At 70.8% G+C, this 25551-nt stretch carries 19 protein-coding genes; 5 read left to right on the forward strand and 14 right to left on the reverse strand.

Annotated features, from left to right (window positions below):
* Positions 1-86: 86 nt before the first annotated feature.
* The 4 genes from gshB to bpln_RS16480 all read right to left on the reverse strand — a co-directional run bounded on the left by gshB (position 87) and on the right by bpln_RS16480 (position 4542).
* Positions 87-1043: a glutathione synthase gene (gene gshB / locus bpln_RS16465; RefSeq protein WP_055139298.1), complete on the reverse strand. Its 957-nt coding sequence runs from the start codon at positions 1041-1043 to the stop codon at positions 87-89.
* Between the two features lie 84 nt (positions 1044-1127).
* Positions 1128-2417, reverse strand: coding sequence for a glutamate--cysteine ligase (gshA, locus tag bpln_RS16470; RefSeq protein WP_042626100.1), 1290 nt, complete (start codon positions 2415-2417; stop codon positions 1128-1130).
* 245 nt (positions 2418-2662) lie between these two features.
* The gene (locus bpln_RS16475) at positions 2663-4171 is read right to left on the reverse strand and encodes an ammonium transporter (protein ID WP_171907414.1); all 1509 of its coding nucleotides are present in this window, start codon (positions 4169-4171) and stop codon (positions 2663-2665) included.
* Between the two features lie 32 nt (positions 4172-4203).
* Positions 4204-4542 carry a P-II family nitrogen regulator gene (locus tag bpln_RS16480; RefSeq protein WP_006398175.1) on the reverse strand — a complete coding sequence of 113 codons (339 nt, stop codon included), beginning with the start codon at positions 4540-4542 and terminating at the stop codon, positions 4204-4206.
* A 347-nt stretch (positions 4543-4889) separates the two neighbouring features.
* Here bpln_RS16480 and bpln_RS16485 point away from each other — a divergent pair, with 347 nt between their 5' ends.
* Both bpln_RS16485 and bpln_RS16490 read left to right on the forward strand, forming a co-directional pair.
* On the forward strand, positions 4890-5147 hold the full coding sequence (locus tag bpln_RS16485) for an accessory factor UbiK family protein (protein ID WP_042626102.1): 258 nt from the start codon (positions 4890-4892) through the stop codon (positions 5145-5147).
* 254 nt (positions 5148-5401) lie between these two features.
* A complete protein-coding gene (locus bpln_RS16490) occupies positions 5402-7096 on the forward strand; it encodes a YifB family Mg chelatase-like AAA ATPase (protein WP_055139299.1) in 1695 nt (564 codons plus the stop codon).
* A gap of 425 nt (positions 7097-7521) precedes the next feature.
* On the opposite strand, the gene bpln_RS16495 is transcribed toward bpln_RS16490, so the two are convergent.
* The gene (locus bpln_RS16495) at positions 7522-8160 is read right to left on the reverse strand and encodes a hypothetical protein (RefSeq protein WP_042626769.1); all 639 of its coding nucleotides are present in this window, start codon (positions 8158-8160) and stop codon (positions 7522-7524) included.
* Between the two features lie 449 nt (positions 8161-8609).
* On the opposite strand from bpln_RS16495, the gene bpln_RS16500 reads away from it, so the two are divergent.
* Positions 8610-9140, forward strand: a complete 531-nt coding sequence (locus bpln_RS16500) for a TlpA disulfide reductase family protein (RefSeq protein ID WP_042626104.1) — start codon at positions 8610-8612, stop codon at positions 9138-9140.
* 84 nt (positions 9141-9224) lie between these two features.
* Here the strand turns inward: bpln_RS16500 and bpln_RS16505 are convergent, their stop codons facing one another.
* The 6 genes from bpln_RS16505 to bpln_RS16530 form a co-directional block, all read right to left on the reverse strand.
* Positions 9225-10592, reverse strand: a complete 1368-nt coding sequence (locus tag bpln_RS16505; protein WP_042626105.1) for a sigma-54-dependent transcriptional regulator — start codon at positions 10590-10592, stop codon at positions 9225-9227.
* 46 nt (positions 10593-10638) lie between these two features.
* On the reverse strand, positions 10639-12642 hold the full coding sequence (locus bpln_RS16510; RefSeq protein WP_055139561.1) for an ATP-binding protein: 2004 nt from the start codon (positions 12640-12642) through the stop codon (positions 10639-10641).
* Positions 12643-12679: 37 nt separating this feature from the next.
* Positions 12680-13966 carry a dicarboxylate/amino acid:cation symporter gene (locus bpln_RS16515; RefSeq protein WP_042626106.1) on the reverse strand — a complete coding sequence of 429 codons (1287 nt, stop codon included), beginning with the start codon at positions 13964-13966 and terminating at the stop codon, positions 12680-12682.
* 441 nt (positions 13967-14407) lie between these two features.
* Complete coding sequence (locus bpln_RS16520) at positions 14408-15604, reverse strand: acyl-CoA dehydrogenase family protein (protein WP_055139300.1); 1197 nt, start codon at positions 15602-15604, stop codon at positions 14408-14410.
* A 15-nt stretch (positions 15605-15619) separates the two neighbouring features.
* Entirely contained in the window at positions 15620-16849 is a 1230-nt protein-coding gene (locus bpln_RS16525; protein WP_042626108.1) for an acyl-CoA dehydrogenase family protein, read from the reverse strand.
* Between the two features lie 56 nt (positions 16850-16905).
* The gene (locus bpln_RS16530; RefSeq protein WP_055139301.1) at positions 16906-19035 is read right to left on the reverse strand and encodes a 3-hydroxyacyl-CoA dehydrogenase NAD-binding domain-containing protein; all 2130 of its coding nucleotides are present in this window, start codon (positions 19033-19035) and stop codon (positions 16906-16908) included.
* Between the two features lie 178 nt (positions 19036-19213).
* Here bpln_RS16530 and bpln_RS16535 point away from each other — a divergent pair, with 178 nt between their 5' ends.
* The gene (locus tag bpln_RS16535; RefSeq protein ID WP_055139302.1) at positions 19214-20137 is read left to right on the forward strand and encodes a LysR family transcriptional regulator; all 924 of its coding nucleotides are present in this window, start codon (positions 19214-19216) and stop codon (positions 20135-20137) included.
* 119 nt (positions 20138-20256) lie between these two features.
* Positions 20257-22149 (forward strand): gamma-glutamyltransferase family protein, encoded by a 1893-nt coding sequence (locus tag bpln_RS16540; RefSeq protein ID WP_055139303.1) that lies wholly within the window; start codon positions 20257-20259, stop codon positions 22147-22149.
* 319 nt (positions 22150-22468) lie between these two features.
* Here the strand turns inward: bpln_RS16540 and bpln_RS16545 are convergent, their stop codons facing one another.
* From bpln_RS16545 to tauA, 3 genes are all read right to left on the reverse strand, one after another.
* Positions 22469-23425, reverse strand: coding sequence for an ABC transporter permease subunit (locus bpln_RS16545; protein ID WP_420807343.1), 957 nt, complete (start codon positions 23423-23425; stop codon positions 22469-22471).
* A 110-nt stretch (positions 23426-23535) separates the two neighbouring features.
* Positions 23536-24330: a taurine ABC transporter ATP-binding protein gene (locus bpln_RS16550; protein WP_055139304.1), complete on the reverse strand. Its 795-nt coding sequence runs from the start codon at positions 24328-24330 to the stop codon at positions 23536-23538.
* Between the two features lie 28 nt (positions 24331-24358).
* Positions 24359-25390 (reverse strand): taurine ABC transporter substrate-binding protein, encoded by a 1032-nt coding sequence (gene tauA, locus bpln_RS16555; protein ID WP_055139305.1) that lies wholly within the window; start codon positions 25388-25390, stop codon positions 24359-24361.
* Positions 25391-25551 lie beyond the last annotated feature (161 nt).

Below are 25551 nucleotides of genomic sequence, written 5' to 3' on the forward strand. Positions count from 1 at the left end.
CTCCTTTCAGGTCGTGGGTGCCGCCTGGATTCCGTTTGTTCCGCTTTCCGCGGGTGCCGCTGTTTTCCGTCGATGCCGTGCGCGCGTCAGCCGACCGCGCGTTCGAGCGCGTCGATGAACATCGCCGCGACGTCGAAGCCGGTCTGCTCCATGATCTCGCGAAAACAGGTCGGGCTCGTCACGTTCACCTCGGTGAGCCAGTCGCCGATCGCGTCCAGCCCGACCAGCAGCAACCCGCGCGCGGCCAGCACCGGCCCGAGCGCGGCGGCGATCTCGCGGTCGCGCTCGGTGAGCGGCTGCGCCACGCCGATGCCGCCGGCGGCCAGGTTGCCGCGCACCTCGTTGCCCTGCGGAATCCGCGCGAGCGAATACGGCACCGGCTCGCCGCCGATCAGCAGGATGCGCTTGTCGCCGGCCTTGATCTCGGGGATGAACTTCTGGACCATCAGCGTGCGCCGGCCGTCCTCGCCGAGCATCTCGACGATCGAGCCGAGGTTCATGCCGTCGGCCTTGACGCGAAACACGCCCATCCCGCCCATGCCGTCGAGCGGCTTGACGATCACGTCGCCGTGCTCGGCATGAAACGCGCGCAGCCGCGCCACGTCGCGCGTGACGAGCGTGGGCGCGACGAACTGCGGGAATTCGGCGATGGCGAGCTTCTCCGAGTGATCGCGGATCGACTGCGGGCGGTTGATGATCTTCGCGCCCGCGCGCTCGGCCATCTCCAGCAGCCAGGTCGAGGTCACGTACTCCATGTCGAAGGGCGGGTCCTTGCGCATCAGCACCGCGCCGAACGCGGTCAGCGCGCGCGCCTCGGGCGCCGCGGCCTCGAACCAGGTGTCGCGGTGCAGGTCGTCGAGGTCGCCCACGATCGTCACGCGCCGCACGTCGGCCTCGACCGTGGTACCGCTCCAGGCGAGCTGCTGCGGCTCGCAGGCGTACACCGCATGGCCGCGCCGCGCGGCTTCGGCCATCATCGCGTAGGTCGAATCCTTGTAGATCCTGAAGCGATCGAGCGGGTCGGCGATAAAGAGAATGTCCATGCGGGTCCTGAATGAAGCGTGCTGAATGACGGATGCGGCGTGTCGGGTGCGATAGCGAGGCTGGTCGGCGCGGCGCGCGGCCGCTCAGACCTGGATCGCCTCGGGGTCGGTCTTCTCGAGCTCGATCGACGAGGCGAGCAGCCCCAGCCGGCCGACCACGCCGTACATGTAGAAGCGGTTCGGCGGCGCCGCGCCGGGCAGCGCGCGCGCGTCGGGCAGCGCCGTATGCTCGAAGCCGAGCGGCACGTAGTGCATGCCGGGCGCGTTCAGGTTCTGGTCGCGCTCGCGCGCCGCGTGGGTGCGATAGAAGCCGCCCACCACGTAGCGGTCGATCATGTAGACGACCGGCTCGGCCACGTCGTCGCCGATCCGCTCGAACGTGTAGACGCCTTCCTGCACGATCACGTCGCTGACGGGCAGCCCCGCCTTGGTCTCGGACATCTGCGCGCGTTCGAGCTTGGTCAGCCCGCCGATCTCGGAGGCATCGTGGATCGTCATCACGCCGCGCCCGGCGGTGCCCGCGTCGGCCTTCACGACCACGTAGGGCTTCTCGCTGATGCCGTACTCGCGATATTTGCGCGCGATCTTCTTGAGCACCGCGTCGATCGCGTCGGCCAGCGCCTCGCCGCCGTTGCCGGCCTGCCAGTCGATGCCGCCGACGTGCGCGAAGTACGGATTCACCATCCACGGGTCGACGCCCACCATCTTCGCGAACTTCTTCGCCACGTCGTCGTAGCAGGCGAAATGGGTGGACTTGCGGCGCACCGCCCAGCCCGCGTGCAGCGGCGGCAGCAGGTACTGCTCGTGCAGATTTTCGAGCACGTCCGGAATCCCGCCCGACAGATCGTTGTTGAGCAGGATCGAGCAGGGATCGAAGTTCTTCAGGCCGAGCCGGCGCTGCGAGCGTTCGAGCGGCTCCAGCACGATCTTGGTGCCGTCGGCGAGCGTGATCGGCGTGACGTCGGTCACGCTCGGATCGAGCGAGCCGAAGCGCACGTTCAGGCCGGCCTGGCGCATGATCGTCGCGAGCCGCGCGACGTTCTCGAGATAGAACGCGTTGCGCGTGGGCAGCTCCGGAATCACGAGCAGCCCCTTGGCATCCGGGCAGATTTTTTCGATCGCGGCCATCGCCGCCTGGACGGCGAGCGGCAACACTTCCGCCGGCAGGTTGTTGAAGCTGCCGGGAAACAGATTGGCGTCGACGGGCGCGAGCTTGAAGCCGGCGTTGCGCAGATCGACCGAACAGTAGAACGGCGGCGTGTGTTCCTGCCACTCGAGGCGGAACCAGCGTTCAATCGCCGGCGTCGCGTCGAGGATCTTCCGCTCCAGCTCGAGCAGCGGGCCGTTTAACGCCGTAACGAGGTGGGGAACCATGAATCACTCGCGAACAGGAGAAAAAAGATTGTAGAGCAAATACCCTGCCGATTTGGGGATTGTTCCCGCGATAGCAAGGATTGCCCGGATCTTTTCTCGCTATTGACCCGATTGCCGAAAGGGTTATCCCGTCCGTTTCCGGTCCGCGAATAAAAAGAACCCGCCGGGAAGGCGGGCAGAAGTCGCTGCGCTCATTCTGTAGCGGGGCGGCGGCCGGATGGCGCCGCCCCGCGGGGTTCATCCGATCATTCGACGTGTTCGCCGTGCAGGATCACGTCCAGACCCTCGCGCTCTTCCTCTTCCGAGACGCGCAGGCCCATCACCATGTCGATCACCTTCAGGATGATGAAGGTCACGATGCCGCTGTAGAGCAGCGTGATCAGCACGCCCTTGGCCTGCACCAGCAGGCTGCCGTCGAAGCCGCCGATGTCCTTGACCGCGAACACGCCGGTCAGCAGCGCGCCGAGGATACCGCCCACGCCGTGGACGCCGAACGCGTCGAGCGAATCGTCGTAGCCGAGCTTGATCTTGAGCCAGGTGGCCGACCAGAAGCAGACCACGCCCGCCGCGATGCCGATCACGAGCGCACCGCCCACGCCGACGAAGCCGGCCGCCGGGGTGATCGCCACCAGGCCCGCCACGGCGCCCGAGACGATGCCGAGCACCGAGGGCTTGCCCTTCGCGATCCACTCGGCGAACATCCAGCCGAGCGCGGCGCAGGCCGTCGCGATCTGCGTGGTCAGCATCGCGAAGCCGGCACGGCCGTCAGCCGCCACCGCCGAACCCGCGTTGAAGCCGAACCAGCCCACCCACAGCATCGAGGCGCCGATCAGCGTCAGCACCAGGTTGTGCGGCGCCATCGATTCGCGGCCGTAGCCGACCCGCTTGCCGAGCACCAGCGCCGCCATCAGGCCGGCGATACCGGCGTTGATGTGGACCACCGTGCCGCCCGCGAAGTCGAGCACGCCGTCGGCGGCCAGCCAGCCGGTCGGTTCCCAGACCATGTGCGCGATCGGCACATAGACGATCAGCGACCAGAGCGTCATGAACACCAGCATCGCCGAGAACTTCATGCGATCGGCGAACGCACCGCAGATCAGGGCCGGCGTGATGATCGCGAAGGTCATCTGGAACACGCAGTAGACCGATTCCGGGATGGTCGTGGCGAGATGGCTGACGGTCAGCGTGGTGGCCGTGTCGCCCTTCACGTAGGCCATGCCCGACAGCAGCACGCGCGAGAAGCCGCCGATGAAGCCGTTGCCCGGCGTGAACGCGAGGCTGTAGCCCACCACGGTCCAGAGCACCGTGATCAGCGCCGTGATCGCGAAGCTCTGCATCACCGTGGCCAGCACGTTCTTCTTGCGGACCATGCCGCCGTAGAACAGCGCGAGGCCCGGGATCGTCATGAACAGCACGAGGGCGACCGAGGTCAGCATCCAGGCGGTGTCGCCCGAGTTGATCTTCGACGAATCGACCGAGAACGGCGCGGTCGGCGCGGCCGGTGCGGCGGCGGCCGAAGCGCCCGAGGCCGGTGCGGCGGCGGCGCTCGCGGCCGAAGCGGGAGCGGCGGCAACCGGGGCCGAGGCGGCCGGCGCGGCCGCGCTGGCGTCGGCGGGGGCGCTGGCCGACGCGTCGGAGGCGACGGCGGCCGAAGCCGCGGCGGGCGCGGACGACGCGTCGTCGGCCAGCGCGGCGCCGATACCGGTCGCGAGCAGCGAACCAGCCATCAGCAGGGACATCAAAAGTTTACGCATGTTGGTTTCCTCTTGTCGCTTGTCGTTCTGTCTTACAGGGCGTCGGCGCCCGTCTCCCCGGTGCGAATCCGGATAACCTGTTCGATCGGCGTGACGAAGATCTTGCCGTCGCCGATCTTGCCCGTGCGGGCCGCCCGTTCGATCGCCTCGACCGCCTGGTCGACGAGATCGTCGGACACGGCAGCCTCGATCTTCATCTTCGGCAGGAAGTCCACCACGTATTCGGCGCCGCGATAGAGCTCGGTATGGCCCTTCTGGCGGCCGAAGCCCTTCACCTCCGTGACCGTGATGCCCGAGACGCCGAGCGCCGAAAGCGCTTCGCGCGTCTCATCGAGCTTGAACGGCTTGATGATTGCGGTAATCAGTTTCATGAAGTCCTCTCGCTTTCTGGTTGTCCGATCGGTGGTCCGACCAACCGCGTTGCATGGCTAGCGCAACACACTCAGCAACTCGCGTGCCATGTTGAGGTCCTCTCCCTCGAGAAAGCCTCGCGAGGGCATGCAGAAGCCGGCCGAACGGCCAACGTCGCGGCACTTCGGTGGCGCGCGGAATCGAAGGTTGTTAGAGTGCTCGGACGTTCGGGACATCCGGCGCGCCGCCACGGAGCGCGCGATGCCCGAAAACGGGCCGGCCGCGCGCACCAGATTCGCTCATGCGCGCATCGCGGGCACGAACGCAACGTGAATTGCACATTTCTTGTGCAGAGAAGGGGATCACCATGAAGCAACCCAGCGACGTATTCAACGATCTGCAGTCGCGCGTCAGCGACCTGCTCAAGAATTCGCCGGCCAAGGACGTCGAGCGCAACGTGAAGGCCATGCTGACGCAGGGCTTCTCGAAGCTCGACCTCGTGACGCGCGAGGATTTCGACACGCAGACGCAGGTGCTCGCCCGCACCCGCGCGCGCCTGGAGGAGCTCGAGCGCCGCGTGGCCGACCTGGAGCGCAAGCTCGTCGAGCGCGCCACCGGCAACTGACGTCACAACCGCGGCCGATGTAAGGTAACGCGGCCGGGCGGCGGCCGACGAGCGTTCCGCCCCGGCGGGACCCTGTCCCGCCTCGGCGGCCCCCGGTCGCCTTGACCCGCCTTCGCCTGGCGGCTCCGTCCGTCTTTCATCCGCAGTCCCAGACCCGCTGTACCACCCGCTACGCGCCACGCCGGCCACGCGCGCACCTCAACGGATCCCCGAGCGGGCGGCTCCACCGCCCGTTCGGCACCAGGAGTGCCACCATGTCGCTTGCCGTCGTGCGCAGTCGTGCGCCCGCCGCCGGCCATGCGCCGGAAGTCACCGTCGAAGTCCATCTCGCGAACGGCCTGCCGTCGTTCTCGATCGTCGGCCTGCCCGACACCGAGGTTCGCGAGAGCCGCGAGCGCGTGCGCGCCGCGCTGCAGAACTGCGGCTTCGAATTCCCGGTGCGCCGCATCACCGTCAATCTCGCCCCGGCCGACCTGCCGAAGGAATCGGGGCGCTTCGACCTGCCGATCGCGCTCGGCATCCTCGCCGCCAACGGGCAACTGCCGCCCGACGTGCTTGACGGCCGCGAATTCGCCGGCGAGCTGTCGCTGACGGGCGCGCTGCGGCCGATGCGCGGCGCGTTCGCGATGGCCTGCGGCACCGCGCGCGGGGAACTCGCCGACGGCGCACGGCGGTACGCGCGCGCCGCGCCGCCCGCAGCGGCGCCTCGCGACGGCCATTCATCCGAAGGCGAGACCGACGCCGGCTGCGCCGAGGCATCCATCGCGGCCGACGCGCCGCATGCCGCGCACCGGCGCCGCGAGCGGCTCGCGCCGCCGCGCCCCGACGGCCCCGAGCTCTACCTGCCGCTCGACAGCGCGGCCGAGGCGGCGCTGGTGCCCGGCGTCACCGTGTTCGGCGCGCCGGACCTGCCCGCGCTGTGCGCGCACCTGGCCGGCGCGGCCGACGCGCGGCTCGCCCCGGTTGCCGCGCCGCCGCCCGAACCGGCCCCGGGCGCGGCCCCGCCCGATCTCGCCGAGGTGGTCGGCCAGCACGGCGCCCGGCGCGCGCTCGAAATCGCCGCGGCGGGCGGCCACCATCTGCTGATGATCGGGCCGCCCGGCGCCGGCAAGTCGATGCTGGCCGCGCGGCTGCCGGGCCTGCTGCCGCCGATGAACGACGACGAGGCGCTGACCTCGGCCGCGCTGCTGTCGGCGAGCCGCGTCGGCTTCTCGCCGGTGCAGTGGCGCAAGCGCCCGTTCCGCACGCCACACCATTCGTCGAGCGCGGCGGCGCTGGTCGGCGGGCGCAATCCGCCGCAGCCGGGCGAGATCACGCTCGCGCACCTGGGCGTGCTGTTCCTCGACGAGCTGCCCGAATTCGACCGCCATGTGCTGGAGATGCTGCGCGAGCCGCTCGAAACCGGCCGCATCACGATCTCGCGCGCCGGCTTGCAGGCCGACTTTCCGGCCGCGTGCCAGCTGGTCGCGGCGATGAATCCATGCCCGTGCGGCTGGCGCGGCGACCCCGGCGGGCGCTGCCGCTGCTCGCCCGAGGTGGCCGCACGCTACCTGCGCAAGCTGTCGGGGCCGCTGCTCGACCGGATCGACCTGCAGGTCGCGTTGCCGGCGCTCTCGCCGGCCGAGCTGGCCGAGCGCGCCAGCACGCCGGCCGAGTCCAGCGCGGTGGTGGCGGCCCGCGTGGCCGCCGCGCGCGAGCGCCAGCAGGTGCGCCAGCACAAGACCAACCAGCGCCTGAGCGGGCGCGAGACCGACGAGGTCTGCCGCCCGGGCCAGGACGGCGAGCGGCTGCTGCGCGAGGCCGGCGAGCGCTTTCGCTGGTCGGCGCGGGCCTATTACCGGGTGCTGAAGGTGGCGCGGACGATCGCCGACCTGGCCGGCGACGACCAGCCCGACGCGACGCAGATCGGCGAGGCGATCCGCTACCGGCGCGCGGTGGAACTGGTGTAAACCGGGGCAAACACGGGCCGCCCGCGGACGGGAAAGGAACGAAATCGTCGTGCGGCTACGTGCGACAAATCTTGTCCCGGTCGAAATTTCTCGCTGTCAAGACTTGACTTATACACATTTACCGAAATCGATCGAGAGTCTCCTATCCCTCCTCCGGGCACCCGCGCGAATTTCGCAAGCCGTTGAATTGTCATCCGTTTTTTTATGCCATCAAAACGATGAAGCCGATTTGAAATTATCCGGAACAGGCATCGCTGTCGGCACGGCAAGCTTGTCAACAAAGTTATCCACATCCATGGTGGACGGGAAAAAGTCCAGGGAAATCCGCCGATTAGCAGGACTTTCCTCGACCGCGCCTGCACATCCTCAACAATCAAGTGCGACGATCAGCCGCTTAACGGGTGATGGTCCGCGGCAACCGTGGCTCAGTCGAGCTTCAATGAACCGAAGAACTGGTCGAGCGCCTCGGCCGGCAGCGGGGCATCGGCGATCGCCACCGCCTGATAGACATGCGCGCCGCGCGCGACGAGCCGCGCCACCACCGTCTTGCCGGCCGCCGCGCCCGAGGCGCCGGCCGGCTCGCCGCGGATCGTCAGTTCGACGCCAGGCGTGCTGCCGCCCGCCGCGAGCGGCACGGTGACCTCGCGCACCGCCGGCTGCGCGCGCAGATTGCGCGACAGCGCGGCGCGCAGCGCGTCGAGCACGACGCGCCGGCCGGCCTCGCTCGCCTCCGGCAGCATCACCGTGCCGACCGCGAACACGGCGCCGGCCACGTGCGCGGCCTGCATCCGCATCGTCAGCGGCGCGCCGCCGATCTCGACCGTGCGCGCGTCGACGGTGGGCCGGGCCGGCAGGTCGATCGTGTAGCCGGCCTCGCTGTGCAGCGTGCGCCAGTCGAGCGAGGGCGAGCAGCCGGCGACGGCCGCCGCCATCACCAGCAACAGGCAGCCGCGGGCGCGCCGCCGCAGGGCGGACCCGCGGCCACGGCGCGGCCCACGGCGTGAGCCGCCGCCGCGCGGGAATCGCAGCATCTCGGCAATCATGCGGAAATTGGGGATGGACATGTCGGATCGACCAGCGACGGCCGTGGCCGCGCGCATCGAACGCAGCGAGCACGGCGGGGAAACCAGCGGAAAACACACGGCGAAGCCGCCGCGCGGGCGCGGCATCCGCCATTATCGTCGCCTCGGCGCGCCGCGCGGCGAAATGGCCGGCATAAGCCGACACCGTGGCAAAGCACATGACAAAACGCATGCGGAATGCATGGAGAACCCGCGGCGAAGCGCAAAGCGCGCCGCCCCCAGCCGGACGGGTTGCCGATTCGTTGCCGCGGCAGCCCGGGCCGCGGGCCCGCTCGGCCGCCCGACATCCCGCCCACGGCGCCCCGGCGGGTCTTCTCGAATGACCGGTATTCGCCCCAGCCGCGCCCGATACGTCACACGGTTTGACGGTACAATGATCGCCGCCCGCGCAACGCCGCGCGGGTTTTCGCCTGCCCGCCGAGGTACCGACGATGAGCCCTGCCGCCTCCTCCTCCCGCATCAGTCCGCTGCGCTACGTCGCGATCGCCGTGGTGGCCGCCGCCATCGCCGTGGCCGGTTATTTCGCGCTGAACGGCAAGTCGAGCGTGCCCGACGCCACCTTCACGCTGCTCTCGGGCCAGAAGGTCTCGACCGCGTCGGACCTGAAGGGCAAGGTCTACCTCGTCAACTTCTGGGCGACCAGCTGCGAGACTTGCATGAAGGAAATGCCGCAGATGGTCGACACCTACAACCGATTCAAGGGCAAGGGGCTCGAATTCGTCGCGGTGGCGATGAACTACGACCCGCCGATGTACGTCGCGAACTACACGCAGACGCGCCAGCTGCCGTTCAAGGTCGCGCTCGACGACGGCTCGGTCGCCAAGCAGTTCGGCAACGTCCAGCTCACGCCGACCACCTTCCTGGTCGACCGCGACGGCAGGATCCTCAAGCGCTACGTCGGCGAGCCGCAGTTCGCGGAACTCGACCAGTTGCTGCAGAAGGCGCTCGGCACGAACGCGTAAGCGCCGCATCCCTCGCATTCGAAAAAGGCCGGCCGCGCCCCGTGGCGCCGCCGGCCTTCGTTCATCCGCGCGGCCATCGCCGCCTCAGCGTTCGTGCTCGCCCTTGGTCGAGAGCCCGTAGCGCTTGATCTTCTCGTAGAGCGTGGCCTTGCCCACGTGCAGCCGGTCGGCGGTGGCCGCGACCGCGCCGCCCGTCTGCGTCAGCGTATCCGCGATCACGGCGCGCTCGAACTGCTCGACGCGCTCCTTCAGCGACTGCTCGCTCCCCGCCTCGTCGCGCGCCTCGGCGGCGCCCGCGCCGACCTCGGCCAGCCCCTCCACCACGCCGAGCACGAAGCGGTCGGCGGCGTTGCGCAGCTCGCGCACGTTGCCGGGCCAGTCGCGCTGGATCAGGCTCTCGCGCTGCCGGTCGGTCAGGTGCGGCGCGGGGCGCCCGTAGCGCACGGCCGCGTCGAGCATGAAGTGTTCGAACAGCGGCACGATGTCCTCGCGCCGCTCGGCCAGCGGCGGCAGCGCGATCGTCACGACGTTGAGGCGGTACAGCAGGTCGCGCCGGAACGTGCCGGCCGCCACGTGCTCGATCATGTCGCCCTTGGCGGCGGCCACCACGCGGCAATGTACGCGGATCGGCTGGTTCGAGCCGAGCCGCTCCAGCACGCCGTCCTGCAGCACGCGCAACAGCTTCACCTGCAGCGCGAGCGGCATGCTCTCGATCTCGTCGAGGAACAGCGTGCCGCCCGAGGCGTACTCGAGCTTGCCGACGCGGCGCTTGGCGGCGCCCGTGAACGCGCCCGGCTCGTAGCCGAACATCTCCGATTCGAACATCGGCTCGGGCAGCGCCCCGCAGTTCACGGCGATGAACGGCTTGTCGCGGCGCGGCGACATCTCGTGCAGGCTGCGCGCGATCAGTTCCTTGCCGGCGCCGGTGTCGCCGTTGATCAGCACCGACGCGTCGGTCGGCGCGACGTTGGCGATCAGCCTTCGCACCTGCTCGATCGCGGGGCTGCGGCCGATGATGCGCGGCGCGACCACGCCCTGCACGGCCAGCTCGCGGCGCAGCGCGAGGTTTTCGAGCACCAGCTCGCGCCGCTCGATCGCGCGGCGCACCGTCTCGATCAGCCGCTCGGAGGCGAACGGCTTCTCGATGAAGTCGTAGGCGCCGTCGCGCATCGCCTGCACCGCCATGGTGATGTCGCCATGGCCGGTGACGAGGATCACCGGCACGTCCGGCACGCGCTCGCGGCACTGCGCGAGCAGTTCGAGGCCGCTCGCGCCCGGCAGCCGGATGTCGGACACCACCGCGCCGACGCGCTCGCCAAGGATCGCCTTCTCGGCCGCTTCGGCCGAGCCCAAGCCGGCCACCTCGAACCCGGCGAGTTGCAGGCTCTGCACGGCCGCGCGTCGCACCAGTTCGTCGTCTTCGATATAAATCACCTGCAGGCGGTTCGCCATCTTCTGTCACCCGGATTTCTGTCGATGTCGCGGCCCGCGAGACCCGTCAACGGCCGGCGGACATCGTCTGCGGATGATGCGTGTACGCGCGGCGCAGCGTCAAGACGAATACCGCGCCATGATCCAGTGCGTTTCGCGCAATGATCGAACCGCCCGCGTCACTGGCGATCGACGACGAGATCGCGAGACCGAGGCCGAGCCCGCGCCCCATCTCCTTGGTGGTGAAGAACGGTTCGAACAGGCGCGGCAGCAGCTCGGGCGGCACGCCGGGGCCGTTGTCGGACACCGTGATGGCGATCGTCGCGGGCGCGGCCTCGATGGTCACGGCGATGCGCGGCCCGGCCACCCCGCCGACCGCGTCGAGCGCGTTGCCGAGCAGGTTGATCAGCACCTGTTCGAGGCGCAGGTCCTCGCAGATCACCACCAGGTCCGGATATTCGAGCGCGGGGTCGAACCGCTGCGTGCCATCCCGCGGATGCAGCGCGTCGGTGAGCGTGACGCCGAGCGCCACGCCCTGCAGCCGCTCGCGCAGCAGCGACGCGACGTTGCGCAGCGCGCGCGAGACCAGCGCGCGCTCGTTGCGCGGCCGCGCGCGGCCGACGAACAGCTTGAGCTGGTTGGTGATCTTGCCCATCCGCTCGGTCAGCGACGCGATCGCCTCGAGGTTGTCGCGCGCGGCGGCCTGCTCGCCGCGGTCGAGCAGCACGCGCGTGTTGTCGGAGAAGCTGCGCAGCGCGGCGAGCGGCTGGTTCAGCTCGTGCGTGATGCCGGCCGCCATCTGGCCGAGCGCGGCGAGCTTGCTGGCCTGCACGAGTTCGTCGTGAGCGGTGCGCAGCTCCAGCTCGGCGCGGATCCGGTCGCCCACTTCCTTCTGCAGCTGCTCGTTGGCCTGCGAGAGATCGGCCGTGCGTTCGGCCACGCGCTGGTTCAGCTCGGCATAGGCGTTCTGCAGCAGCGTGCGGCTGCGGATCATCTCGTTGACGCGCGCGCGGCGCATGCGCCAGTAGAACGCGAACAGGCACAGCGAGACGAAGCCGAAGCCGGTCACCACGGTGGCGTTGCGCGCGTCGGTGTCCACCGGCTCGATCGGCGCGAGCGTGACGAGCCGCCAGTCGGGCTCGCCGAGCCGGCGCGTGCTGGCCAGGTAGCGCGGCGGGCGCATGCCGGCGCCGAGCCGCACGATCTCGGCATCGGGGCCGAGCACCTTCTCGACGCGGATCGGCACTGGCGTGACGGGCTGCTGCGCGTACTGGCGCGTGGTGAAGATCGAGTCGGCGACGCTGCCGGTGAGCGGCTTGAGCGTGTGGTATTTCCAGGCCGGCACCGACGACAGGAAGATCACGCCGTGATCGTCGGCCACCACCAGCGGCTCGGACGCGTCGGCGCCCTGGAACCATTCGAGGTTGAGCTTGACCACCGCCACGCCGACGATGCGTCCCTCGCGCCGCACCGGCTGCGAGATGTAGTAGCCGGGATCGTGCGAGACCGTGCCGATCCCGAAGAAGCGGCCTACGCCGCCGCGCATCGCATCAATGAAGTACGGCCGGAACCGGTACTCGATGCCGACGAAGCTGTCCGGCTCGCGCCAGTTGCTGGCGGCCACGCAGTGCCCGTCGGCGGCGATCAGGTAGGTGGTGGTGGCGTGCGCGTGGCGCGTGAGGTCGTCGAGATAGCGGTTGGCGCGCTCGACGTCGCCGGGCGAGTCCGGATTGGCGAGCACGTCCTGCACGAACGGATGGCCGCCGAGCAGGTAAGGCAGCGATTCGTAGCGGTCCAGCGTGCTCTTCAGCGCGCTGGTGGTGCGGTCCACGCGCACCGCCGCGTTGCGGCGCAGGTCGTCCACGCCGCGCTGCCAGGTGATCGTCCAGGTCAGCGCGCAGGCCGCCGCGAGCAACGCGACGAGCACCAGCAGGACGAGCAGGCGGCGCTTCACGTTCGCGATTTCCGGAAATTGGGAATCGCCTATTGTGGCATAGCCGTCCGCCCTAAATGAGGCGGGGCCGGCCCCGCCTGGCGCCGTCGCGCCGCCGGTTCCGGCCCCGCCGGGCAGCGGCGGCGTCTCGCGCGCCGCTGCAAGGGGTTTCACGTCAGACCTTCGCGGGGCTGCCGTCGACCGTGGTTTCGCCGTTCAGCGCGGCGCGCAGCTTGTTGCGGTCGAGCTCCTTCTCCCACGCCGAGACGACGATCGTCGCCACGCCGTTGCCGACGATGTTGGTCAGCGCGCGGCACTCGCTCATGAAGCGGTCGATGCCGAGGATCAGCACCATGCCGGTGAGCGGGATGGTCGGCACCACGGCCAGCGTCGCGGCCAGCGTGATGAAGCCGGCGCCCGTCACGCCGCTCGCGCCCTTCGAGGTCAGCATCGCGACCGCCAGCAGCGTGAGCTGCTGCATCCAGGTCAGCTCGATGTTGGTGGCCTGCGCGATGAACAGCACCGCCATCGTCATGTAGATGTTGGTGCCGTCGAGGTTGAACGAGTAGCCGGTGGGCACCACGAGGCCCACCACCGAACGCGCGCAGCCCGCCTTCTCGAGCTTCTCCATCAGCTGCGGCAGCGCGGCTTCCGACGAGCTCGTGCCGAGCACGATCAGCATCTCTTCCTTGATGTAGGCCACGAAGCGCAGGATCGAGAAGCCGTTGTAGCGCGCCACCGCGCCGAGCACCACCACCACGAACACCGCCGAGGTCAGGTAGAACGTGCCGATCAGCTTCAGCAGCGGCACCAGCGAGCCCACGCCGTACTTGCCGATGGTGAACGCCATCGCGCCGAACGCGCCGATCGGGGCGAGCTTGGTGATGATGTGGACGATGCCGAACAGCACGCGGCTGATACCTTCGATGAAGTCGGTCACGACCTTGCCGCGATCGCCGAGATGTGCGAGCACGCTGCCGAACAGCAGCGCGATCAGCAGGATCTGCAGGATCTCGCCCTGGCCGAACGCGTCGAACATCGTGTTCGGGATGATGTGCATCAGGAAGTCGACCGTCGACTGGCCATGCGCCTTCGCCGCGTACGACGCCACTTCCTTGCCGTTCAGCGTGGCCGGGTCGATGTTGAAGCCGGCGCCCGGACGCAGCAGGTGGGTGGCCGCGAGGCCGAGGACCAGCGCGAACGTCGAGACGATCTCGAAGTAGAGCAGCGCCTTGCCGCCGACGCGGCCGACCTTCTTCATGTCCTGCATGCCGGCGATGCCGGTCACGACCGTGCAGAAGATGATCGGGCCGATCACCATCTTGATCAGCTTGATGAAGCCGTCGCCGAGCGGTTTCATGTCGACCGCGAGCGACGGGTAGTAATGGCCGAGGATCACGCCGACGATGATGGCGAAGATCACCTGCACGTAGAGCACTTTGTAGAACGGTTTCTTCTTCACGATGGGTCCAGATTCCAGAAGGGTGAAGGGAGTCAGAGTGTCGGCGTCACGCACGCGGGCGAATGTCAGGGGGGAGCGCCATTCGCCCGCGCGGCTGCCGTGCCGCAACAAGCGACGGCCTCAGACCATCCGGGGGGAAGGATACGGGTGGGGCGTCATCGGTTGTCTCCTTGCTGCTGTCGTTGTCCGGCCGGAGGATCGGCCTTGCGACAGATCTATGCAAGCTCGATGCCAGTCCGACATCACCCCGTAACACTTTGATTTCTTTATTTTTTCGACAATCCGCCCGCAGCGGCGAATCCGGCTTTCCGGAAATCCGGATTCGGTCGCGTCCGGTATTCCGGACGGATCGGAACGACTCGACCGGAAAATACTACCGGCGCCGGTACGGGCACCGGCGCCGGGGGCAAAGGCCGAGGACGGGGCGCCCGCGCCCGTCGCTCAGGGCCTGCCGAGCGCGATGTAGCGCGCCAGATGATGATCCTCGTCGCCGAGCGCGTGGTCGATCATCACGAGCCGCTTCGCATAGTGCGCGAGCGGCAGCTCCCAGGTCATGCCGATCCCGCCGTGCAGCTGGATCGCCTCCTCGGCCACGCGCGCGCCGGTGCGGCCGATCGTGTACTTCGCGGCCGACAGCGCGCGCTCGCGCGCCACGCGCGGCAGTTCGAGCGCGGCCGCCGCGTTGATCACCGCCGAGCGCGCCTGCTCGATCTCGAGCAGCAGGTCCGCCATGCGATGCTGCAGCGCCTGGAAGCCGCCGATCGGCTGGCCAAACTGGCGGCGCGTGCGCAGATAGTCGATGGTCTGCGCGCGCACCACGTCCATCGCGCCGATCGCCTCGGCGCCGAGCGCCAGCAGCCCGAGGCCGGTCACGCGTTCGAGCAGCTCGGCGCCGTCGCCCGCGAGCCGCGCGCCGGCGTCGAGCGCGACGCCCTCGAAACGCACCTCGGCCGCGCGGCCGCCGTCGATGGTCGGATAGGCGCGCACCGACACGCCGGGCGCCTCGCGCGGCACCACGAACAGCGCGAGGCCGGTGGGGTCGTCGTCATCGGCGCCGTCGTTGCTGCCGACGGCCGGGCCATCGGCATCCGCGAGCCGCGCCGAGACGACGAAGAACGTCGCGCTGCCGCCGTGCGCCACCACGCCCTTCTCGCCGTCGAGCCGCCAGCCCTGCGCGGTCGGCACCGCGCGCGTCGCCACGCGATGCGGCTCGTAATGCGTGCCCGGCTCGGTATGCGCGAACGCGGCCACCGCGCGGCCGTCGAGCAGCGCCGCGAGCCGCTCGCGATGCGCGGCGGCGCCCTCCCTGTCGCCGCCCTCGCCCCGCCCGCGGCCCGCGCCGAGCGCGAGCGCGCGGCCGGCCATCAGCGCGCCGAGGAACGGCTCGACCACCAGGCCGCGCCCGAGGCATTCGAACACCACCGCGATGTCGAAGCCGGTGCCGCCGAAGCCGCCGTCGGCCTCGGGGAACAGCGCGCCGATCACGCCGAGCCCGGCGAAGCGCCGCCAGAGATCGTCGCTGTAACCGGCCTCGCCGGCCACGATGCGCTCGCGCACCGCGAAGCCGTACTGCTCGTCGACGAAGCGGTTCAGCGAATCGGCGAGCATCCGGCGATCCTCGCTGTGAGTGAAATCCATGCGGCCTCCGTCCCGTTACAGTCCGATGATCGTCTTCGCGACGATGTTCTTCTGAATCTCGTTCGAGCCGCCGAAGATCGACAGCTTGCGGTTGTTGAAATACTGCGCGGCGGCACTGGCCGCGCCGTCGGGACCGGGCGCGACGCCTTCACCGGCCTCCCCGTCGGCACCGGCATCGGCCCCCTCGTCGGCATCGAGCGCCGCATCGACGAACGGCGCCGCGTACGGCCCCATCGCGCGGCGCATCAGCGACGAGATCTCCTGGCGGATCTCGGTGCCGCGGATCTTCAGCATCGAACTCTCGGCGCCGGGCGCGCCGCCGCCGGCCACGGCCGCGAGCACGCGCAGGTTGGTGGTCTTCATGTTCTCCAGCTCGATCTCGACGCGCGCGAGCCGCGCGGCGAACAGCGGATCGTCGGCGAGCGGCCGGCCGTGGCGGCGCACCTTCGCGGCCACCGCGCGCAGCCGGTCGAGCGCGGCCACCGAGAAGCCGATCCCGGCGATGTTGGTGCGCTCGTAGGTCAGCAGGTATTTCGCGTAGGTCCAGCCGCGGTTCTCCTCGCCGACCAGGTTCTCCACCGGCACCCGCACGTCGGTGAAGAACACCTCGTTCACCTCGTGCTCGCCGTCGAGCAGCACGATCGGCCGGACCTCGACGCCGGGCGTGGCCATGTCGATCAGCAGGAAGCTGATGCCCTCCTGCTTGCGCACGTCGGTGGCGGTGCGCACCAGGCAGAAGATCATGTTCGCGTAGTGGCCGAGCGTGGTCCACGCCTTCTGGCCGTTCACCACGTAGTGATCGCCGTCGCGCACCGCGCTCGTGCGCAGCGAGGCGAGATCGGAGCCCGCGCCCGGCTCCGAGTAGCCCTGGCACCACCAGTCGCTGCCGTCGAGGATGCGCGGCAGCCAGCGGCGCTTCTGCGCCTCGCTGCCGTACCTGATCAGCACCGGGCCGAGCATGTTGACGCCGAACGGCACGATGCGCGGCGCGCCGGCGATCGCGCATTCGTTGTCGAACAGGAATTTCTGCGCGACGCTCCAGCCCGGCCCGCCGTATTCGCGCGGCCAGTGGCTGGCGAGCCAGCCGCGCGCGTTGAGGATCGCGTGCCAGCGTGCCATGTCATCGCGCGTGAGGCGCAGGCCGCCCTTGACCTTGCGCGACAGCGCCGGCGGGAGCGCGTCGGCGAGGAAGCGCCGCACCTCGTCGCGGAACGCTTCTTCTGCGGGGGAGAAATCGAGGTTCATCGTATCGGCTCCGGTCGGGGGCGAAGGGTTCGGGATCGCATCGCGGACGGCGGCGCTCAGCCGGCGCGATTGAGGCTCGCGAAGGTCTCGCCGCGTTCGGCCAGCTCCACCAGCAGCGGCGAGGGGCGCCAGAACACCGGATCCTCGGCGGCGTAGCGGCGAATATCGGCCAGCACCTCGGCGAGACCGAGCGTGTCGGCATGGTGGAGCGGGCCGCCACGATGGCGCGGAAAACCATAGCCGTGAACCAGCACCACGTCCACGTCGAGCGGGCGCAGCGCGATTTTCTCGTGCAGCACGTTGGCCGCCTCGTTGATCATCGCGGCCAGGTAGCGGCGCACGATCTCGTCGGCGTCGAACGCGCGCGGCACGATGCCCTTGGCCGCGCGCTCGGCCGCGACGATCGCCTCCACTTCCGGATCGGGCTGGCCGCCGCGCGCGCCGTCCGGGTAGCGGTAGAAGCCGCGCTGCGTCTTCTGCCCGAACCAGCCGCGCTCGCAGAGCCGGTCGGCGATCGCCACATAGCGCAGCGCCGGATCGCGCGTAGCCGCGCGGCGCTTGCGGGTGGCCCAGCCGATGTCGCCGCCCGCCAGATCGATCACCTGATACGGTCCCATCGGGAAGCCGAAGCCGCGGATCGCCGCGTCGATCTCGTACGGCGACGCGCCGTCCTCCATCAGGTAGTCGGCCGCCGCGCGGTACACCGCCAGCAGCCGGTTGCCGATGAAGCCGTCGCAGACGCCCGCGCGCACCGCCACCTTGCGCAGCCGCTTCGCGAAGCCGAACGCGGTGGCCACCACCTCGGCGCTCACGCGCGCCGGCACGACGATCTCGAGCAGCTTCATCCGATGCGCGGGCGAGAAGAAGTGCAGGCCGATCACGTCGCCCGCGCGCGCGCCGGTGGTGGCGGCCAGCGCGTCGATGTCGAGATACGAGGTGTTGGTGGCGAGTACCGCGCCCGGCTTCGTGACGCGCGCGAGTTCGGCGAACACGGCCTGCTTGACGGCCATCTCCTCGAACACCGCCTCGATCACGAGATCGGCATCGGCGAGCGCGTCGTAGGCGGTGCTGCCGGTCAGGCGCGCGAGCCGCGCGTCGCGCGCCTCGGCGGTGAGCCGCCCTTTCGCGACCAGCGCGTCGTAGACCTTCGCGACGTGGGCGCGGCCGCGTTCGAGCGAGGCCGCGTCGCGCTCGATCATCGTCACCGGCAGCCCGGCGTCGAGCACCGCCACCGCGATGCCGGCGCCCATCGTGCCGCCGCCCACCACGCCGACGCGCTCGACTGGCCGCGCTACCGCGCCCGCGGCGCCCGGCGCCTTGGCGGCCTCGCGCTCGGCGAAGAACGCGTGGACCAGGCCCGCGCGCTGCGGGCTGTCCAGGCAGGCCATGAACAGCTCGCGCTCGCGCTGCAGGCCGGCGTCGAACGACAGCGTCAGCGCCGCCTGCACCGCCTCGACAATGCGCTGCGGCGAGAACAGCCCGCGCGAGCGCCGCGCCAGTTCGGCGCGCGCGGCCTCGATCGCCGCCTCGGCCGCGGCGCGGTCGGCCAGCCCCTGCGCGTCGCGCGTGCGGCGCACCGGCGCCGCGGCGGCCAGCAGTTCGTGCGTGTAGGCGAGCCCTTCGGCCAGCGTATCGTCGCTGGCGGCCACGCGATCGACGAGGCCGAGCCCGAGTGCGGCCTCGGCGCCGACGTGCCGCCCGCTCAGCATCAGGTCGAGCGCCGCGGCCGCGCCGATCAGGCGCGGCGCGCGCTGGGTGCCGCCGGCGCCGGGCAGCAGCCCGAGCAGCACCTCGGGCAGGCCCAGCGTGGCGCCCGGCAGCGCGATCCGGTAGTGCGCGGCGAGCGCCACCTCGAGGCCGCCGCCGAGCGTCGCGCCGTGCAGCGCCACCACCACCGGCTTCGCGCTGTCCTCGATGCGGCGGCACACGTCGGGCAGCGCGGGTGGCTGCGGCGGCTGGCCGAATTCGCGGATGTCGGCACCGGCGATGAAGTTGCGGCCCGCGCCGACGATCAGCACCGCCGCCACGGCGGCATCGGCGGCGGCCGCGTCGAACGCGTCCACGAGGCCGCGCCGCACCTCGGCGGACAGCGCGTTGACGGGCGGATGATCGACGGTGACGACGAGCACCTTGTCACGACGCTCGCGCGTGACGGTGCCGGAGGCGGACGGAAGCGGCGTGGACATCGGGTCTCCTCGGATGAAATGGGCGCGGCTGGCGGCCGCCTACGGCAGCTGGCAGCGGGGCAACCGGCGGTGCGCCTTGCGATGCCGTCGATTCTCGATTGATCCAGCCCGATTGACAATTTCAGAATCGTTTTACAAGCTGTCAAAGTTTTTTTGACAATCGACGGGTGGCACCGGGATGGACCTGAACGCGTTGACGCTGCTCGTCGAGATCCTCGACGCCGGCAATCTCAGCAACGCCGCGCGCCGGCTCAAGATGAGCCGCGCCAACGTGAGCTACCGGCTCAACCAGCTGGAGAAGTCGGTCGGCCTGCAACTGGTGCGGCGCACCACGCGGCGCATCGAGCCGACCGAGGTGGCGCTGCGGCTCGTCGAGCACGGCCGGCGCATCCAGCACGAGCTGCTGGCCGCGCGCGAGACGGTGGCCACGCTCGGCCAGGAACTGCAGGGGCGCGTGCGGCTGTCGGTGCCGAGCGGCTACGGGCAGATCGTGATGTCGGACTGGCTGATCGCGTTCAAGCGGCGCCATCCCGGCATCGTGCTCGACGTGGTGTTCGAAAACCGCGTCGAGGACCTGCTGCGCGACGAGGTCGACATCGCCGTGCGCGTGCTGGCCGAGGCGCCGCAGAACCTCGTCGCGCGCGACATGGGCGCGGTGCGCTACGTGGCCTGCGCGGCGCCCGAGTTCGCGGCGCGCCACGGCATGCCGGCCACGCTCGACGCGCTGGCCGACGCGCCCGTGATCACCGCCACGGTGGTCGGGCGGCAGCTGCGGATCGCCGCCTATCTCGACGGCGAGCGCCACGAGGTGCTGCTCGCCCCCACGCTGATCTCCGAGAACTTCCCGTTCCTGCGCCAGGCCGTGCTGGCCGGGCTCGGCGTGGGCATCGTGCCCGACTACGTGATCCACGACGACTGGCGCCGCGGCGCCGTGGTCACCACGCTCGACGCGTACCGGCTCAGCATCTTCGGCACGCGCATGGCGCTGCTCTACATGCCGAACCGCCACCATACGCGCGCGACGGCCACCTTCATCGAGTTCATCCTCGACGAGGCGCGCAGGTCGGGGCGCGCGGTCGACCAGCCTGGCGGATCGCGCTGATGCACGGCGCCCCGCTCGCGGCGATCGAGGGATTCCGGATGACGCCACCCCATGCGAGCGGCGACAATGGCGCGCCGCCCGCGCCCTCTTTTTCTCCGACGCTCCTTCCGAGGTAATCGATGATCGACCGGATTCGCCCGCGCCCGACCCTGTCCGCCACCGGCGCCGCTCTGGCCGCCGCCGCCGTCCTGCTGGTCGCGCTGAGCGCCTGCTCGACCTCGACCACGCCGGGCACATCGCATCCGCCGGGCGCGTCGGGACCGGCAGCCGCGTCGGCCCCGGCCGGCGGCGCGGACGACGCCGACGCGGCGCGCGCCGAGGCCGCCACCGGCTGGACCGACAAGCCCGGCTGGACCGCGCGGCGCGAGATGATCGTCGCCGCGAACCCGTTCGCCGCGCAGGCCGGCGCCGAGGTCCTGAAGGCGGGCGGCAGCGCCGTCGACGCGGCGATCGCGGCGCAGATGGTGCTCACGCTCGTCGAACCGCAGTCGTCCGGGCTCGGCGGCGGCGCGTTCCTGCTGTTCAGCGACGGCAAGACCACCGAGGCGCTCGACGGCCTCGAAACGGCGCCGGCCGCCGCGAACGGGCGCCTGTTCGCCGGCGCCGACGGCACACCCGGCGAATCCGGCGCGCGCGCGGTCGGCGTACCGGGCACGCTGCGCATGCTCGAGACGGCCTATCGCGCGCACGGCCGGCTGCCGTGGAAGCGCCTGTTTCAGCCGGCGATCCGGCTCGCCGAGCAGGGCGTGCCGATCAGCCCGCGCCTCGCCGCGCTGCTCGCGCGCGAACCGGCGCTGCGCGACGACGCCGCCGCGCGCGCGCTCTACTACGACCGCGACGGCCAGCCGAAGGCGGCCGGCACGCTGCTGCGCAACCCCGCGCTCGCGGCCACCTTGCGGCAGATCGCGGGCGGCGGCGCGCACGCCTTCTACGAAGGCCCGATCGCGCGCGAGATCGTCGCGCGGGTCGGCAAGCCGGCGGCAAACCCCGGGCTGCTGACGCTGCAGGATCTCGCGCGCTATCGCGCCCGGCCGCGCACGCCGCTTTGCACCGACTATCGCAACTGGACCGTCTGCGGGATGCCGCCACCGTCCTCGGGCGGGCTCGTCGTCGCGCAGCTGCTCGGCATCCTCGAGGCGCGGCCCGACTGGCGCAAGCCGGCCACGCAGCAGGCCGTGCGCACGGCGTCCGGCCTCGAACCCACGCCGCTCGCCGCGCACCTGTTCAGCGAGGCGGGGCGGCTGGCCTACGCCGACCGCGCGCGCTACGTCGCCGACCCCGACTTCATCGCGGCGCCGGGCGGGCCGGGCGCCGACTGGCAGCGGCTCGTCGCGCCCGCCTATCTGGCGCAGCGCGCGCGGCGGATCGGCGAGACCGATACCGGCCGCGCGAGCGCGGGCCTGCCGGACGGCGCGTCACTCGCGGGCGCGTTCGGCGACGACCCGGCCGCGACCGCGCCGGCCGCGAGCCAGCTGTCGATCGTCGATCGCTACGGCGCGGCCGTGTCGATGAGTTCGGGGCTCGGCCGCCCGTTCGGCGCGAAGCTGATGGTGCGCGGCTTCCTGCTCAACGACGGCCTCGACGCCTTCTCGCATCTGCCGCCCAATCGCGGCCAGCCGCTCGCGAACCGTGTGGAGGGCGGCAAGCGTCCGCGTTCGTCGCTCGCGCCCGAACTCGTGTTCGAGCGCGGCACGCGGCGCGTGGCGCTGGTGCTCGGCGCCGCCGACGGCGTGGACGCGGCGAAGACGCTGGTCGGCGTCGGCGACCAGGGGCTGACGATCCAGCAGGCGATCGCGCTGCCCTACGTCGGCTCGCGCAACGGCCCGACCGAGCTGGAACGCGCACGCGTGTCCGATACGCTCGCCGACGCGCTGCGGCGGCGCGGGCATGACGTGCGGATGGTCGAGGTGGCGTCGGGGCTGGCCGGGCTGCAGCGGATCAGCGTGGACGGGCAGTCGCTGTGGCTCGGCGGCGCCGATCCGCGGCGCGAAGGGGTGGCGGTCGGGGAGTGACGGCGCGGGCTTGGGAGACGGGGCTGGATGCGGTGTGGATGCGGCGCGGCGGATTGCGCGGTTCCGGTGGAATGCTGCGGTTCCAGCCGGCCGCTCGGCGTTCGGCGTTCGGCGTTCGGCGTTCGGCGTTCGGCGTTCGGCGTTCGGCGTTCGGCACATGATCGATCAATCGGCGCGCCGGCGCGTCACGTTCGCGCCACGACGGGCGACCTCCGCGCGGCAGGAACGCGTTCGATGGTTCGACGCGCCGGAGCGCCACCGAGGTTTTGCCGGCACGGTGAAAAGGAAAACCGGCCGACGCCCGCGCCCGTCCCCCACCCTACCCGCGCCCCTTCCAAGGCACGAGCCGCCGCTCCAGCGCGCGCATCGCCAGATCGAAGCCCCAGGCGATCAGGCCGATCAGCACGATCCCCATCACCACCACGTCGGTACGCAGGAAGCTCGACGCGTTGAGCACCATCTGCCCGAGCCCGGCCGTGGCGGCCACCATTTCGGCCGCCACCAGCGTGGTCCAGCCGAAGCCGATGGCGATCCGCAGCCCGGTCAGGATCTCGGGCAGCGCGGCCGGCAGCACCACGTGGCGCACCACCTGCGCGGCGCTGCCGCCGAGCGACCACGCCGCGGCAATCTGTTCGCGCGTCGCGCTGCGTGCGCCGGCGCGCGCGGCCATCGCGATCGGCGCGAAGCAGGCGAGGAAGATCACCACGATCTTGGCGGTCTCGTCGATGCCGAACCAGATCACCACCAGCGGCAGGTAGGCGAGCGGCGGCAGCGGCCGGTAGAACTCGAGCGGCGGATCGAGCAGCCCGCGCGCCACGCGGCTCACGCCCATCAGGATGCCGACCGGAATGCCGATCAGCGCCGCCAGCGCGAACGCACCGAACACGCGCAGCGTGCTCCAGCCCAGATGCTCGGCGAGCGGCACGCCGCCCTGCAGGTCGCCGTGCCACGCATCGACGAACGCGCGCCAGACCGCCGCCGGTGCCGGCAGGAACAGCGGCGGCACCCAGCCGAAATGCGTCGCGGCCCACCAGAGCAGCGCGAGCCCGGCCACCGATGCGCCGCTGAGCGCGGCCGTCGGGCCGTCGCCGGGGCGCCGCGAGCCGTGATGCGCGCGACGGCGAGGCGTCGTGCGGCGGGCGGCCGGCGACGCGCCATGCGAGCCGGCAGCGACCGCGGCGGCCTGCGTCGCCTCGCCGGTGCTCGCGCGGGTCGACCCTGCCCGCGGCAAGTCGGCGGCATGCTCACGCGAACCAACCTCGACATGCGCCTGCACGTCAGCCTCAGTACGCGCACGATCCGTCCCGGACGACTCGACATCACGCCCCGACGCACCCGCCTCCGCAACATCGAACGCCGTGCCGCCCAGCCCCTCGTCGCGCCCGCTCACGCCGCCTCCTTCGCGTCGCGCCGATGCAGCAGGCCGATCAGCCGCTCACGCCATGCGATGAAATCGGGCGCCGACTTCACGGCGCGCGCATCGCGCGTGTTCACGTAGCGCCGCGCGAACGGCAGCGCATGCGATTCGGCGATGCGCCCCGGCCCCGGCGTCATCACCACCACGCGCGTACCGAGAAACAGCGCCTCCTCGACGTCGTGCGTGATGAAGAACACCGTCTTGCCGGTGCGCGCCCACAGATCGAGCACGAGCGCCTGCATCGACTCGCGCGTGAGCGCGTCGAGCGCGCCCATCGGCTCGTCCATCAGCAGCACGCGCGGCTCGCCGGCGAGCGCGCGCGCGATGCCCACGCGCTGCTGCATGCCGCCCGAGAGTTCGTAGACGCGCGCGTGGGCATGCCGTTCGAGCCCGACCAGCGCGAGCATCCGGCGCGCGCGCGCGTGGCGCTCGGCCTTCGGCACGCGCTGGAAACGCAGCCCGAGCGCGACGTTGTCAAGCACGTCGAGCCACGGCAGCAGCGCGTATTTCTGGAACACGACGCCGCGATCGGCGCCCGGCCCGCTCACCGGCGCGCCGTCGATGCGCACCTCGCCGGCGCCCGGCTCGACGAAGCCGGCGATGCAGTTCAGCAAGGTGGTCTTGCCGCAGCCGGACGCGCCCACCGCCACCACGAATTCGCCTGCCTCGATCGACAGGTCGACGCCGGCAAGCGCCCGCGTGCCGTCGCGCCCGTGTTCGCCGGGATAGGCCACCGACAGTTGCCGGATCTCGAGCAGGCTCATCGCGCGCCTCGGCGTCGGTCGCGGCCGCTCAATGCGCGGCCGCCTGCACGAAGCGCGGATCGACGCCGACCGAGTAGTCGGGCAGCACCGTCTGGATCGTGCCCTGCGTCTTCAGGAACGCCGCCGTGGCGGCCAGCGACTTCGCCGCGCCCGCTTGCGCGCCGCCGCCGAGCCAGGTGGCCGATGCCTGCTCGGCAAGCGAGGGGAACGCATAGAGCGCGAGGCTCGCCGGCACGTCGTCGGGATTCGCGCCCGATTCCTTCGCGACCGCCGCGGCCTGCGCCGAGCCCTTGCCCCAGGCGGCCGGATGCGCGCGATAGTCGGCGTCGGCCGCGGCCAGCACCTTCACGAAGCGCGTGACGAAATCGGCGTGGTCCTTCGCGAAGCCGCGCGTGACCACGAAGCCGTCGAAGGTCGCCTTGCCGCTCGCCTTCGCGACCTGCCCCGAGGTGGTCAGCACCGTGCCGCTCTGCTTGACCTTCGCGAGCACCGGATCCCAGATGTAGGTCGCGTCGATGTCGCCGCGCGCCCAGGCCGCCGCGACCTCGGGCGGGCGCAGGTTGACGATCTTCACGTCGTTCGGGTGTACGCCGGCCTGCTGCAGCGCCACCAGCGTGTGGAAATGCGAGGTGGAGACGAACGGCACGCCGATCTTGTGGCCCTTCAGGCCGGCCACGCTGGTCACGCCCGAGCCGTTGCGCGCGACCAGCGCCTCGGCGTCGTTGATGTTGTCGAGAATCCAGAACAGCAAGATGTCCACCCCCTGCGAGAGGCCGGCCGCGATCGGGCTCGAACCCGCCTCGCCCAGTTGCACCGAGCCCGAGGCGAGCGCGCGGATCACGTCGGCGCCGCTGCCGAGCTTGCGGAACGTGACGTGGTAGCCGGTCGCCTTCTCGACCTCGCCGGTGGCCTGCGCGTAGCGCCACGGCACGACCATGTCCTGATAGGCGATCACCACCTCCTTGTCGGCCGCGCGCGCGGCGAGCGGCAGCGCGGTGGCAAGGGCGGCGAACGCGGTGGCGAGCGCGACGGCGGCGCGGACGGGGCTGAAACGCGGCATGAGGATCCTCTAGTCGGCAAGCGGGTGGCACGAAAAGGCACGAAAGCGCCCGACTATAGAGACTTGGCCCGCACGCGGTTCTAACGATTCCTGCGATGCAATTGACGCTGCCGCCGCTATGCTTTTCGCGTTCGGGTAGATGGCGGCGACGGGATCGCGGC

The organism is Burkholderia plantarii, from assembly GCF_001411805.1.
Taxonomy (GTDB): Bacteria; Pseudomonadota; Gammaproteobacteria; order Burkholderiales; family Burkholderiaceae; genus Burkholderia; species Burkholderia plantarii.

What these genes read in the sequence shown, in the direction of transcription:
- gshB (WP_055139298.1), bottom strand. Translation starts at nt 1,043, where the DNA reads ATGGACATTCTCTTTATCGCCGACCCGCTCGATCGCTTCAGGATCTAC.
- gshA (WP_042626100.1), bottom strand. Translation starts at nt 2,417, where the DNA reads ATGGTTCCCCACCTCGTTACGGCGTTAAACGGCCCGCTGCTCGAGCTG.
- bpln_RS16475 (WP_171907414.1), bottom strand. Translation starts at nt 4,171, where the DNA reads ATGCGTAAACTTTTGATGTCCCTGCTGATGGCTGGTTCGCTGCTCGCG.
- bpln_RS16480 (WP_006398175.1), bottom strand. Translation starts at nt 4,542, where the DNA reads ATGAAACTGATTACCGCAATCATCAAGCCGTTCAAGCTCGATGAGACG.
- bpln_RS16485 (WP_042626102.1), top strand. Translation starts at nt 4,890, where the DNA reads ATGAAGCAACCCAGCGACGTATTCAACGATCTGCAGTCGCGCGTCAGC.
- bpln_RS16490 (WP_055139299.1), top strand. Translation starts at nt 5,402, where the DNA reads ATGTCGCTTGCCGTCGTGCGCAGTCGTGCGCCCGCCGCCGGCCATGCG.
- bpln_RS16495 (WP_042626769.1), bottom strand. Translation starts at nt 8,160, where the DNA reads ATGTCCATCCCCAATTTCCGCATGATTGCCGAGATGCTGCGATTCCCG.
- bpln_RS16500 (WP_042626104.1), top strand. Translation starts at nt 8,610, where the DNA reads ATGAGCCCTGCCGCCTCCTCCTCCCGCATCAGTCCGCTGCGCTACGTC.
- bpln_RS16505 (WP_042626105.1), bottom strand. Translation starts at nt 10,592, where the DNA reads ATGGCGAACCGCCTGCAGGTGATTTATATCGAAGACGACGAACTGGTG.
- bpln_RS16520 (WP_055139300.1), bottom strand. Translation starts at nt 15,604, where the DNA reads ATGGATTTCACTCACAGCGAGGATCGCCGGATGCTCGCCGATTCGCTG.
- bpln_RS16525 (WP_042626108.1), bottom strand. Translation starts at nt 16,849, where the DNA reads ATGAACCTCGATTTCTCCCCCGCAGAAGAAGCGTTCCGCGACGAGGTG.
- bpln_RS16530 (WP_055139301.1), bottom strand. Translation starts at nt 19,035, where the DNA reads ATGTCCACGCCGCTTCCGTCCGCCTCCGGCACCGTCACGCGCGAGCGT.
- bpln_RS16535 (WP_055139302.1), top strand. Translation starts at nt 19,214, where the DNA reads ATGGACCTGAACGCGTTGACGCTGCTCGTCGAGATCCTCGACGCCGGC.
- bpln_RS16540 (WP_055139303.1), top strand. Translation starts at nt 20,257, where the DNA reads ATGATCGACCGGATTCGCCCGCGCCCGACCCTGTCCGCCACCGGCGCC.
- bpln_RS16550 (WP_055139304.1), bottom strand. Translation starts at nt 24,330, where the DNA reads ATGAGCCTGCTCGAGATCCGGCAACTGTCGGTGGCCTATCCCGGCGAA.
- tauA (WP_055139305.1), bottom strand. Translation starts at nt 25,390, where the DNA reads ATGCCGCGTTTCAGCCCCGTCCGCGCCGCCGTCGCGCTCGCCACCGCG.